Source organism: Qipengyuania sp. JB2-7 (assembly GCF_055693485.1).
The window spans coordinates 982,566-995,502 of the sequence record NZ_CM146335.1; the positions used below are offsets into that span (position 1 = coordinate 982,566).

Here is a 12,937-nt window from a genome sequence, read left to right on the forward strand (position 1 = left end):
CGCTCGGCTTTTGCCATTCTAGTTCACAGGGGTCACTTCCAGAAGCAAGACACCGTGCCGGGGCACTTCGGTAGAGGCTGAGACGGAATCCCCAGTCTCGAGGTTCACCGCTGTAAAGCCTCCACCTTCGCGCAGGCTCATGGTGATGTTCGCATCGTGCTTGCCCAGGTTAAGAACGTTGACGATGTGACCGCCCTCTGCGTTGGGGATCACCCGCCACATGACGCCCTTTTGCCCCGTCGGGTTTGTCTCGGACAAGGTGACCGCAGGCAATTCGGACACTTCGGCCAGGGCGGCTTTTCGCATCGCAGAACTGTCTGCATTGCTCTTAACAATCAGTTTGCCAGAGTCCGCGCTCAACTTTGCCGCGCGCTTCTTGCCATATTCATTGAGCGAAAGGCTTTTCGGACTATCGACGATCACCGTGCCGCCATTGTCGAGATAGGTCTGTAGCGCTGCGAATTCCGCATCGGTGACGTAAGGCGTCCGGTAAACGAGCACCGCATCCCACCGTGAGTTATCCTGTTTTTCTAGGATGTTTTTGGTCGCGAAACCTACCGGCATCCCATCAAAAAACAGCTTCTCGTGCAGACTTTGCATCGCATACATATGATTGTCTTTATTGATCGCAGAGGTTTCGGTGTAGAAAATCCGAACAGCGCGCCGCTGCTCTCTCAACGCGACAATGTGTTCGGCGACCGCGTTCATATCTAGATAGACTTGCGTCTTCTCATTGGCGACGCGCGGTTGCATATTGACGGAGGCCGCATACGAACCGGTCAGCGCCGTATCGAAGAAATCAAGCTCGCCCTCAAGCCGGTCTTCCGGCGATCCATCGGGATCACGTGCCCAGAACCAGCTTGTGCCGACATCCATTCCTTGCAGTGTGGCGAGCCAGAAGCTGCTCCGCACATATTCTGGCGGCGTATCCAGTTCGCGCCAATTGGAAGCGGACAGCATATGCGTTTCGGAATTGAAATGGATCTTGTCCGGCGCGACCGACTCAACGAAATCGTATCCCATACCGAGATCAGACCAGTCATACGCGTAGCGGTCTTCCCATGGTGTTTTTACCTCGGGCTGTTGCACGGATCGAGCACCGACAGCGCGCGCATCATCGCCGATCATGGTCGTCAATTCGGTCAACGCTTCGAAATCAAGCCCATGCGAGCGCGGGCTGTGCGTCCACAGGTGAGTCATCAGCTTGATGCTTGTATCTGCATCCGGGTTGCCCTTGTGCAACTCTCCTTGAAGGAAGGTGAACCAGTCGGTTGTGCGATCCATATTGAACCGCATGAAATCGTACCACTTTGGCGTACCAAGCAGGTTTTTCTCCATTGGCACTTCGATTTGCACGCTGTCAAAATCGGCGAAGTCACTGCCCCAGTTCGAGTTCAGTTCGGCAATGTCGCCCTTGTATTTTTCTGTCAGCCAACGCCGGAAGAATGCGAAGGTATAGTCCGAGACCTGCTGCATCTCGCCAAAGCGCGCGGTCCAATGATTCTTCTCGGCAAAGTAATGAGGTTCGTTCGATAGGACGAAGCCGAGCTGTGTTACCTTCTTACCCTTGGTCAGTTCGCCCATGTGGCGGGCAATTTTGCCCCAGCTTTTCCGAATTAGAGGATTGTCGATATCGAAGCCAGTGAACAGCGACCGGCTCATGCCGATCTGCGGCTCTTTTTCGGCCATCCAGTCGGGGTAGCCCATGTTCCAGAAATACAGAAAGCCGACATTGGACGGATCAATGTCGGTTACTTCTCGCAAAAGATCGGGATCATATGTACCGTCTTCACGAAGCAGATAGGTGTTGATCGCACGATCATGATTGACCGGGTAAAGGTTCTCGCCACCATGGAAGATCGCGCCAAGATGATCGTTATAAACGCGGGTATCGGTTAGCGGTGCGCCTACTGTTTTCGAGAAATAGTCATATAGGAAGACAGGGCGGCCTCGGCTGTACAGGGCGTTGTCGCCAACTATGATATTTTGCCAATCAACTGGGTTGACCACCGGGCGATCGATCTCACCCTTCAAGACGCCAGTTAGCTCGGCAATGCCGGTGTCGAGCATCTTGCCAACTTCGGTGCGCTCAAATTCCGGAAGGATGTCGGCGTAGTACTTTTTCCGCGTCACAAAGTCATTCTTGTAATAACCGAAGGCGGCTTCGATCTGGTCACGATTTTCTTCGTCCCAATTGGCAAACTTCAGGAATTCCCTCGAGAACCAGACGAGCGTTTCCTCGCGCTTCACGTCGATACCGCGCGTCTCTGCCTCTTCCATAAGCTGTTCGAGTGTTGTGATCTTTGCCCGCGCTGCCGCTTCGCTTTTCGACATTTCGACGGCTGGTTCGGAAGAAGCCGATGGGACCTGCAAAGGCGTTCCCTCCGCTGTCGTACAGCCAGCGGCCAGCGCTAGCAGCGACGCAGCGTATAGTGAGCGTAGTGTCATTGAGGTTCTCCAGAGAAATTGATCTGAGCAAACGCGACTTTGGAGGAGAGAGACGTCATCACTTCCGCCCTGCCATGACGGCTGAGTTTGGCGCGATATCGAGCAAGGTTTGCTTTTCACCGTTGATCCAGACCACGGAGATCGAATCCGCTTTTGGACAAGTGCCGATCCCGAAATGCACTTGCTCGCTCGCCATGTGATGGAAGCCGTCGGCAGTCATCCCAATCACGCGGGTTTGGGATGATCCGCATGCGGATAATGTGACACGTGCTCTGCTGATAGCGACGTTGTCTTTGGGCGAACGTCCCGTTTGGACAATAATATGACTATTGTCGCCTGAGCTTGAGCCGGTGTTTTGGACAAGGTACCAGCGACCGCGTTCATTGCCGAAAACCAAGTCGAGCAACCCGTCCCTGTCAAAATCTATGACGGACAAGCCGTGGCCCGTGGCCCCAATTTCCGTTGATGTGATACCGGCATTGTCAGCTTTCTGGAAACCTTTCCCCTGCTGGTTCAGCAGGACAACGTGACCCACCGGGTGAACCATGTCGCCGTAATAGCTATAGGCGATGTCGATCCAGCCATCATTGTTGAAATCGCCGACTGCCGCGCCTGTTGTCTGCTTCGGCTCGTCAATGCCGACAGACTTGGCCACATCAACAAATACTCCGCCACGATTTTCGAGGAGCATGGCAGGTAATGGTCCGCGATTGACCGCCGGTGGGGCTTTGAGGACATTCTGGACCACAGCGGCCAATCGTGAATGGACATCCCCACCGATCCGCCATTTCCCATCGCCAAGGTAACCGATATGAAGGCCGCGCAATTCACCATCGGGCCATCCCTGCGCATCTTCGGGTTTGAGAACCAATCTTCCGCCCGAATGGTTGTCTGCCTTCTCGGTCTGCACCTCGCGTTTTTCCGCGCCGACATAGATACCGTGCGTCGCGTAGCTTTCCTGAACGTTGTCGAGCACAAGATCGCCGTCGATTATGAAATCGCCAACCATGAACTCTTTACGGAAGACGAAAAATCCAAAGCGCCCCAGCTCGGCATCGTAGTAAGACTCGCTCTCAAACTTCTTGGCTGCGCGGGTCAGGAACAAGTCCAAATCGCCATCATTGTCGAAATCGAGTTCAACCATGCTGCTGACATCGGGCGTTTTGGATAGCGGGCCGAGCACGTCCTTGGTGACGTCCAGGAACCGCCCATCGTTGCCTTTGCTTGCCGCGATCATGTCGGCCGCGCCGTAGACAAGCAGGTCAGGGTTACGGTCCAAGTCAAAATCCGTCACCAGCATATGGAAGCTAATCGCGTGGTCGGCGTCTGGCAGATGTTCATGGAATTTGAATTCGCCGCCTGAGTTCAGGTACAGCTCGTTTCCAGCCAAATCGTCGCGGTCGCGCGGGGCAAAACCAGTATAAATCAGATCGAGGGCTCCATCGGCGTTTGCGTCAAGAAACTTGATCGACCTACCCCGGCCTTGCTCAAAATCGGAGAACGTTTCCGCCCTTTCGATAGTTCTGTCGCCATTGACGATGAAGCGGACGGGATGGCGCGGATTGTCTCCATCGCCGCCCCCTTGAGCGATGATCAAATCCATTCTGCCGTCGGCATTGTAATCTTCCGCGCCGATGCCATGGACATCACCATTGATAATAACGACCGGTTCGGAAAATTTGCCTTCATTGTTCCAATAAACCGATGCTGCATGACCATGATCGTTGATGATGATGTCATCCCATCCATCCGCATCCAGATCGGAGACGACGGGCGCACCCCATTGGCGGCGATCTGCCGTTTCAAATGAGATGGCATCAGATGCGTTCGCAAACAGCGCATCGGGGGCGATAGCGCTCGCAGATTGCACAGTATGAGATGTCGAGCAGCCAGCCAGCGCGCATGCAAGCGCCAAACTGAAAATACGGAGCGGAGGTGTTTGGGCGAAGCGCGTCATATCGGTTTACTCGTTAATCCAGCGCCGGGCCGGATGGTTGATGTCGAAATCGCGCTTATCTTCGCGATAGAGGATGTTCTTTGGACAACCGCATGAAACCGCGTCGGATGCTCTCATTCCAACAGGGCGCAGCTGAAGTCTCACTGCCAGTTTCCAAGTACTTTTTTAGCCACCTGGGCAAAGCGACCGCGTGAGAGGAAACCTGCATGCGTTTCCCGGCTTGCTGTGTTGATTTGCGTCTGCGGGTTTCCATCTGCGCTCACCATCACCCGAAGAGGCCTTTCGCCAGCAGGTGTAGCAACCAAGGCTGCGATTGCGCGGGCAATGTCGTCCGGATCGCCTTTCAGGTTCGGGATGTTACCCGAACCCATGTCGCTGCTCATTACCCCGTATCCGTCAAGGTGTTCAGGACTTGCCCGGTCCTTGAGAGCGAGGGTCAATTCTTCGCGGTTTTCCCAGAACTTGGTTGGATATCCGCCAGGTTGGACGATCGATACATCCACGCCTTGATCAGCAACTTCGTATGCCAGAGTTTCCGAAGAAGCCTCGACTGCGAATTTCGTTGGGCAATAATGACCAAGCCCCGGCCAAATGATCCTGCCTGAAACGGAAGATATGTTGACGATCTGTCCTGACCCCCGCGTCCGCATCGCGGGGAGCACAGATCGGATCATCCGCTGATAACCGATGACGTTGGTATCATAAGCCAATCTGGTCGCTTCGATGTCTTGCGCCTCGATTGGGCCGACGATGGCGATGCCAGCATTGTTGATTAGAACATCTGCGGTGCCACCGATCAATTTGCGAGCCTCTTCGCTGCCGCGTGCGACGCTTGCGTCATCGAGCACATCGATTTCGACAACATGCAAATCCAATTCGCTTGCGTCGGCCTCTTCACGAAGCGTTTCTGCTTCTGGTCTTGGAATGTCGCGCATCGTCGCAATGACCTTTGCGCCGAGTGTCGCGCAATATAGTGCGGTCTGCCTGCCGAACCCGCTCGAGCAGCCGGTGATCAAAATGGAGCGACCCGTCAGGCTACCCGGTGTGGCTGCGGCTAACCTTTCAGCTGGTAGCGAAATTGCCACCGGCAGCGACGCTCCTGCGGCAAGCAGCCCGCGGCGTGAGAGGTTGGTGTTTATGGTTTTGCCGGTCATTCTGTTTAGCCCTCTTCTGTGTGCTTCGCGGCGTTGGCGCTGTCGTAAACCAGACGAAAGCCGACATTGCTTGCGCCAAGGCCCAGGTCTCTGCCTTGGCGGGCAGCAGGCCGATAACGCTGGCAATAATTCGGCGCGCAAAGGTAGCTGCCGCCTTTCATGACGCGGGAAGGCAAGCCTGGATTGCCAGGGTCATAAGCTGCATTTTCTGAAGGACCACGCGGATTGCTCGTGTCGGCATCTGGGTCGTGACCAGGGGCGTAAAAATCGCTGGTAACCTCCCAGACATTACCAATCATGTCGAACAAACCCCAGTGGTTTGGCTGGTAGCAGCCGACTGGTGCCACACCCGCAAAACCGTCTTCGGCAAAATCTTTGACTGGGAAGGCGCCTTGCCAACTGTTCGCTTCGCTTGGCTGGTCGGTGTAGTTTTCAGCGCCAGCCCGCGCGGCGTACTCCCATTCCGCCTCAGTCGGGATCCGGCCGCCGCGCCATTGAGCGTAAGCTTGCATGTCCGCGTAGGCCAGGTGAACCACGGGGCGATTGGGGTCGGCCTCTCTTCCTCTTATGCCCGTCGGTAATTTCCAATTCGCGCCTGGACGGTACTCCCACCAATCTGTGTAGCGGGTCGAGGCGAATTCTGGTTCCGTGAAAACAGCCGAGCCGGGTTGAAGCATATGAGGAGGGATCTGGCTTTCAGGAACGCCAAAAATGCCCGGATCAACGGGCTTCTCGGCCACCGTGATATGCCCGGTTTCATCTGCAAATTCGGCGAACTGGGCATTGGTGACCTCGGTCGCGTCAATCCAGAACTCATCTACGCTGACATTGCGGATGGGACCTTCTTCGCGATAGACATTTTCCTGCCCCATCGGAAAAGAACCCGCTTCAATGCGAATTGCTGATTGTGGCGGGGCAAGGCATTCGCGTTTGGCAATCTCTGGTTCGGCTTGGGTTTCACCTTCCGACGAAGTGCATCCGATCAGCGTGCCGGACATTGCGATGCTGGCCATCAAAAATGGCTTTAGTGAAGCGGATCGTTCGGCTCCCATCTCTCTCCCCATCACAATCATCTTCCGCTGGCAACGAGTGCTGCTGAGGATTGACTGTCAAACATATGATGTTTAGCTATGTCGTATTATCCGTTTGCGCTTCGGTCAATCCGTTTCTGTCGATTTCGGAGCGGCGCTAACGCAAAAAGCGGGAAGTTGGCTCGCTAGAGGAGAGGGTATGGGCGCGCGTATTTTCCCGCAATATATTGCAGGTGAACTGGTTTTGCATGACGCGACGATGGATGTCACCAACCCTGCAAATAACATGGTGTCTGGTACGATTGTCACTGCCACAAGCGCGGACGTTGACCGCGCATTGCAGGCGGCGCAGGCTGCTTTTCCGGGCTGGTCTAGTCTATCTGGTGCAGAGCGTGCTGATTGGATGGACCGTCTTCGCGATGCCGTGGCCACTGAGCGCGAAACGCTGACAAATCTAGTCCATATCGAGATGGGTAAGCCATGGGCCGGTGCGACCGAAGATTTCGAGATGCTTCTATCGAGCCTCGAATATTATGCGGGGCTTGCGCGAGAGTTAGATAGCTCGACCCTCGAGGATCCGCATGGCACACATACGCATCGTATTGTCAGAGAGCCTCTTGGTGTGGTGGGCGCGTTTCTCGCCTGGAACTTTCCGCTGCTTAACCTCGCATACAAGCTTGGCCCTGCGATGGCCGCAGGTTGCCCGATCATAGTAAAACCATCGGCCAAAACGCCGCTTTCAACCTATGAGGTTGGTAGAATTTGCCATCAGATCGGTTTGCCATCTGGCGTGGTCAATATCGTGGGCGGTGACGATGCGGCGATTGGTGACCAGATATCGGCTTCAACGATCCCCGCGATTTTAACGCTGATCGGTTCCACCGAAACTGGCAAGCATGTGATCCGCACCGGCGCAACGAGCATCAAACGATACTCCATGGAGCTCGGCGGAAACGCGCCCGTGTTGGTGTTTGCTGACGCTGATCTAGACCTTGCGGCGGACACCATAACGGCGCTTAAGTTCAGCAACTCAGGCCAAATCTGCGTTACCCCAAACCGCGTGTATGCAGAGCCGGAGATCGTGGATGAGCTGGCATCAAAGGTCGTAGAGCGTGCCGATGCAATAAAAATCGGTTTCGGGCGTGATGAGGATATCGCCATGGGGCCGCTCATCGATGCCGGTGCGCGCATGCGTGTCGAGGGACTTGTATCTGATGCCGTTTCGGAAGGGGCGAAGGTTCTCGCCGGCAATCGTATTCCAGAAAATACAGGAAGTGACGCTTTTTTCGCGCCGACTGTTTTAGGTTCGGTCGGACAGAACATGCGTATCGCACGAGAAGAAGTGTTCGGGCCTGTGGTGAATTTGATGGTTCCTGTCGGAGGTGAAGCGGCGATGATTGCGGCTGCGAACGATACCGATGCTGCGCTCACGGCATATGTTTTCACGAGTGATATCGAGAAGGCACAAAGATGTGCGGATGCGTTGAGGTTTGGCGAGGTTCAGGTGAACGGCGTCAAATACTCTATCGAGCTTCCGCATGGCGGCTTCAAGCAATCGGGCGTGGGTGTGGATTGTTCGCATTTTGCGCTGGATGATTACTTTGCGATCAAGCGCATAAGCACTGCAATAACGACTTAAGATACGGCTGGGCGCCGGAGGGGAAAGCACGATGATCAGGAAATTCGCGCTTGCGGTAGCTGCAATGATTTTAGCCGCTTGTACTGCACAGCCACCACAGGCTGTCGTGGCCGCTTCGGACAACGGTTCGCAGTCTGAAGCAATGGAGGTAGAACAGGCGCCGAATATCATCGTGATCCTGACCGATGATCAGGGCTATGCGGATGTCGGTTTCAACGGCAGTACCGAAATTCCCACGCCCAATATTGATCGCATCGCCAACGAAGGTGTTCGCTTCGATCAGGGCTATGTCAGCTTTCCTGTGTGTGGACCGAGTCGTGCCGGTTTGCTTACGGGCAGGTATCAATCCCGCTTTGGATACGATCTCAATTCGTCAGAAAACCCACTGGATACGAAAGCCGGTCTTCCGTTAACGGAGCGTACAATCGCCGATGTGCTTGCGCCGTCAGGATATACCAGTGCGATTATCGGTAAATGGCACATGGGCAACCACCCGCAGTTTCATCCGCTGGAGCGGGGCTTTGATGAGTTCTACGGCTTCACTAATGGTGGCCACAACTATTTCCTAGATCGCTTGCGCCCGATCCCGGTGGCTGAGGCAAGAAATGGGCAGCAGCTTTATCAAAGCTGGTTGATGGTCTACCGCGAGCAGGTGCAAACCAGCGGCTATTTGACAGACTGGCTTTCGGAAAAGGCGGTCGATTTTGTTGAGCGGCGCAAAGATGAACCGTTCTTCCTCTATCTTGCCTACAATGCACCGCATGCCCCAATGCACGCGACACAGGAATATCTCGACCGGTTCAAACACATCAAAGACGATCGCCGCCGCACTTATGCGGCAATGATCAGCGCAGTCGATGACGGGGTCGGCGATGTCCTGAACAAGCTGGACGAGCACAATTTGGCCGAGGACACGATCGTGTTCTTCCTGTCCGATAATGGTGGCCCCCTGATGCGCGCCCGCAACGGGTCAATCAACCTGCCTCTGAAGGGCGGGAAGGGCGACATTTACGAGGGGGGATCCGGGTGCCGTTCGCCATGCGTTGGAGCGTACCGCATACCGGCTCGGCGGCGACTACAAACACCCGGTCAGTTCTCTCGATATCATGGCTACGGCTGCTGGCGTCAACAGGGTGAATGCCCCTGCTCAAAACGCTTTCGATGGGGTTAATCTCATCCCCTATCTGGCAGGAGATCTGCGTAATAAGGCACCTCAGCGCCAGCTATTCTGGCGTTACCCTGCGAATACCCGCGACAATTCACGTATTGGGCGTCGCGGAGTTGTCGAAGGCAGTGACAAGCTGGTCGAATACCAGCGGCGGCGGATGTTCTATGACCTTTCGGATGACAAAGGTGAGCAAACGAATTTGCAGAATTCCGAGAAAGCGCGCTCTGACGAGTTGTACCGAGCGTGGGAGCGATGGAACGCCCAAATGGCTGACGAAAGCGCGATTTCAATATTCAACGAATGGGAGGGGTCTTAGCGATATGGCCCGTCACGCCCTTGCTATCCTTGCGGCTTTCGCACTTACCTCTTGTGCAGCGCTGGCCAACGGGCAGCCAGCTGCGATGGCCGAAAAAGGAGCGGTTGAAGATAAGCCGAATATCCTCATCTTGTTCTTCGATGACCTGAGGTTTGACAGCTTCTCTTATCGTGGTGGGCCTGTACCGACGCCTAACATCGATGCGCTGGCTGCTGAATCGACCCGCTTTGATATGGCTATCACGACCACTGGATTGTGTTCGCCATCGCGCGCCGCGTTTTTCACAGGTCGCTGGGGGCACCGCACCGGCCTTGATGACAACCTTGGGCTTTGGACGTCACGCCTAAACGACATGAACCCGGAAGAGGGTGGTTTCCTGCGCGATGCGGTCGATAACGGGTATTACGTCGGCTATGTTGGCAAATGGCATTTGGGCGAACGCGGCCCGCAGATCTCGCGGCGCTAAATTTGCAAGACTCGATGCCGAAGTCACAGCAGGTGCCAAGCCTTACACTCCATATGCCGGGTTAGAAATCATTCGGGGCTATAACAGGGGTGAACGCGACGCAGGTGGAGAAAAGCACCAGTATTACCAGACGACACCGGGCAGCTATGAAGATACTCCAGCTGCCGAGAAGGTCCACGATGGTAAGGAGCTGATCCGCAAGGCAGCGCGCCGCGGGGAACCATTCTTGGGTGTTGTTAGCTTTCAGCAGCCGCACCCGCCCTATCGCGTGCCCGAACCGTATGCCTCAATGTTTGATCCGGCTGATGTTATCCTGCCAGACAATTTCGGAGCGCCTCGCGTAAACAAGCCACTCGCTCAGGAATATCCATATTGGCCATGGCATGATGTCGGCCACATGACGGAAACCGACTGGCGCGAATCTCGTGCCAAATATTACGGCGCGGTGGCGATGATCGACCGGGCTGTTGGCGATCTAATCCGCACTGCAAGAGACGAAGGCATCTATGATGATCTCCACATTGTCTTTCTTGGCGATCAGGGCAGCATGATCGGTGAGCACGGCCTTTATGATAAAGCCGCCTATGCGTATGATGAGCTGATGCGCATTCCTCTGTTGATGCGCGATCCGGATGCGAAACCCGGCATCGTTAATCGGCATGTGTCGCTGATTGATATTCCTGCGACCCTGTTCGACTGGATGAATTTGTCACCGTCCAAGCCGATTGACGGGCGTTCGCTGGCCGGTGTGATTAACGGTTCGGGTACGCTGACGGGGCCCGACGATGCTCTTTATGCTTTTGAATGGTACAATGGGGCGTGGTTCGGTCTGCGCGCAATTCGCACACCGCAGTACAAATATGTCTGGAATCCCGGCGACAGTCGCGACGAGTTATATGACTTGGTGGCCGACCCTGGTGAAGTGACGAACCTCATAGATCTCGAGCGAACACGGGACTGTGGTTCGCCAATTGCGCGTACCGATTGCATGAGCGGCTTAATGCGATTGAAGACCCCTCTGCCACGAAACTGCAGCAACTGATTGAACGGGTTTACCAATGATGACCGAACAGGGTGAGTGAGATCATGGATGTTTTCGATGATCGCGCCTGCGGCCTGGGTGAAGGGCCGCTATGGCACCCTGAGCGTCAAGAGCTGTTTTGGGTCGATATCCCGAATCAGAAGGTGATGAGCAAAGGCATGGAGGGGCAGCGTGAACATCGTTTTGACGAAATGGTCTCTGCCCTGGCATTGATCGACACCGACACATTGTTGCTCGCGACTGAAACCGGACTGTACACTCTTTCCATAGCTGACTGGGCGACCGAGAAGCTGTGCGAGATTGAGGCGAGTGACCCAGACACCCGCAGCAATGACGGCAGGGCGGATCCGTGGGGTGGTTTCTGGATTGGTACGATGAGCAAATCGGCGGATGAGGGTGCGGGCGCCATCTACCGCTACTATCGCGGCGAACTTCGCGTGATGGTCCAAAGCATCACCATTCCCAATGGCATCTGTTTCGATCGCGCCGGCAAGCTGGGTTACTTTACAGACTCAGTGGCCAAGAAAACCTGGCGCGTCGCTTTGGACAAAGACGGCTGGCCTTCCGCCAAGCCGGAGCTGTTCTTGGACTTCACAGTTGACGGTACCGCGATTGATGGCGCGATAATCGATCAGGATAGCCATATGCTGGCGGCTATCTTTGATGGCGGCGCCGTTTTTCGGATTTCCCCCGAAGGGCAAGTTGTTGAACGGTTCGAAACGCATACGCCGCGCTCAACCTGCCCCGCTTTTGGCGGCAAAGATCACACCGACCTCTTCGTCACAACGGCTGCAATCGGTCTGACCGCTGCGGGCGATGACTGTGTCGTGCATGGGACGACGCTGCGTTTCTCGGATTGCGTCCGCGGATGCGCAGAGCCGGTATTTCGGACCAATTGAACATGTCTGCGTACGACAAACGTAATACCTATTTGGCGAGACTCGATATTGAGTCTAATGCAAGCGGTATGAGTGAACTTGTCTATTATGACCTCAAGGACACCGCGAATGTCCGCTTGAGTCTCCCCGCCCAAATGGCCCGCGAAATGGGTCGCCGTATTGTTGCCGGAACTTTTGAGCCGGGAGAGTTGATCGATGACGAGAACTCTTTGGCCGAACGTTATTCTGTCAGCCGAGTTGTGGTGCGAGAGGCAGTCAAGATCCTGGTGGAAAAGGGCATGCTGTCCGTACGTCGCGGGGTTGGCACGCACGTGCGCACTCGCAACAATTGGAAGCTTCTTGATGATGATGTGATGGCGTGGCATCTCTCCGCTCCGCCCCGCAGAGAGTTTCTTGCGCAATTGGCCGAGATCAGGCTGGCAATTGAACCTAAGGCAGCGCGCTGGGCAGCCGAGCGTGCCACAGACGAAGATATCCAGAACATCCAGCTTGCGTGCGACCGGATGGCCGAGGAGCAAGGATCGACGGAACGGTTCATCATTGCAGACGCCCTGTTTCACAAGGCGATCCTGCATGCCGCGCACAATGAATTTCTCGCCGCCATCGAAGGTGTGACTTATTCTGCCCTGCTTATAAGCGTCCGTATCACTAATAAGGATCCGCGCGAAAACGGAGCGTCGATACCATTCCACCGCGATTTAGCGGATGCGATCGAAGCGCGCGACCCGGACGAAGCGGAACAATTGACATCAAAGTTGCTTGAAGATGCGGTTCGTCGCCTAAGGCTTGAGCTTGGCGAAGACCCGTTGCTTTGAGC

11 protein-coding genes are annotated in these 12,937 nt (G+C 55.2%); 7 read left to right on the forward strand and 4 right to left on the reverse strand.

What is annotated here, in order from left to right:
• Positions 1-18: 18 nt before the first annotated feature.
• The 4 genes from ACZ1GM_RS04845 to ACZ1GM_RS04860 form a co-directional block, all read right to left on the reverse strand.
• Complete coding sequence (locus tag ACZ1GM_RS04845; RefSeq protein ID WP_472678010.1) at positions 19-2,448, reverse strand: hypothetical protein; 2,430 nt, start codon at positions 2,446-2,448, stop codon at positions 19-21.
• A 58-nt stretch (positions 2,449-2,506) separates the two neighbouring features.
• Positions 2,507-4,405, reverse strand: coding sequence for a CRTAC1 family protein (locus ACZ1GM_RS04850; protein ID WP_472678011.1), 1,899 nt, complete (start codon positions 4,403-4,405; stop codon positions 2,507-2,509).
• A 140-nt stretch (positions 4,406-4,545) separates the two neighbouring features.
• On the reverse strand, positions 4,546-5,559 hold the full coding sequence (locus ACZ1GM_RS04855) for an SDR family oxidoreductase (protein ID WP_472678012.1): 1,014 nt from the start codon (positions 5,557-5,559) through the stop codon (positions 4,546-4,548).
• 5 nt (positions 5,560-5,564) lie between these two features.
• Positions 5,565-6,572 (reverse strand): formylglycine-generating enzyme family protein, encoded by a 1,008-nt coding sequence (locus ACZ1GM_RS04860; protein WP_472678013.1) that lies wholly within the window; start codon positions 6,570-6,572, stop codon positions 5,565-5,567.
• A gap of 217 nt (positions 6,573-6,789) precedes the next feature.
• Here ACZ1GM_RS04860 and ACZ1GM_RS04865 point away from each other — a divergent pair, with 217 nt between their 5' ends.
• The 7 genes from ACZ1GM_RS04865 to ACZ1GM_RS04895 all read left to right on the forward strand — a co-directional run bounded on the left by ACZ1GM_RS04865 (position 6,790) and on the right by ACZ1GM_RS04895 (position 12,935).
• Positions 6,790-8,229 (forward strand): aldehyde dehydrogenase family protein, encoded by a 1,440-nt coding sequence (locus tag ACZ1GM_RS04865; protein ID WP_472678014.1) that lies wholly within the window; start codon positions 6,790-6,792, stop codon positions 8,227-8,229.
• Between the two features lie 31 nt (positions 8,230-8,260).
• Positions 8,261-9,400: a sulfatase-like hydrolase/transferase gene (locus ACZ1GM_RS04870; protein ID WP_472678015.1), complete on the forward strand. Its 1,140-nt coding sequence runs from the start codon at positions 8,261-8,263 to the stop codon at positions 9,398-9,400.
• Positions 9,363-9,713, forward strand: a complete 351-nt coding sequence (locus tag ACZ1GM_RS04875) for a hypothetical protein (protein WP_472678016.1) — start codon at positions 9,363-9,365, stop codon at positions 9,711-9,713. The genes ACZ1GM_RS04870 and ACZ1GM_RS04875 overlap by 38 nt, the downstream gene beginning before the upstream one ends.
• Before the next feature lie 4 nt (positions 9,714-9,717).
• Complete coding sequence (locus ACZ1GM_RS04880; protein WP_472678017.1) at positions 9,718-10,179, forward strand: sulfatase family protein; 462 nt, start codon at positions 9,718-9,720, stop codon at positions 10,177-10,179.
• A complete protein-coding gene (locus ACZ1GM_RS04885) occupies positions 10,127-11,221 on the forward strand; it encodes a sulfatase-like hydrolase/transferase (RefSeq protein WP_472678018.1) in 1,095 nt (364 codons plus the stop codon). Before ACZ1GM_RS04880 ends, ACZ1GM_RS04885 begins: the two co-directional genes overlap by 53 nt.
• Before the next feature lie 32 nt (positions 11,222-11,253).
• Positions 11,254-12,120, forward strand: a complete 867-nt coding sequence (locus ACZ1GM_RS04890) for an SMP-30/gluconolactonase/LRE family protein (RefSeq protein WP_472678019.1) — start codon at positions 11,254-11,256, stop codon at positions 12,118-12,120.
• Between the two features lie 68 nt (positions 12,121-12,188).
• Positions 12,189-12,935: a FadR/GntR family transcriptional regulator gene (locus ACZ1GM_RS04895; protein ID WP_472678020.1), complete on the forward strand. Its 747-nt coding sequence runs from the start codon at positions 12,189-12,191 to the stop codon at positions 12,933-12,935.
• Positions 12,936-12,937: the final 2 nt, after the last annotated feature.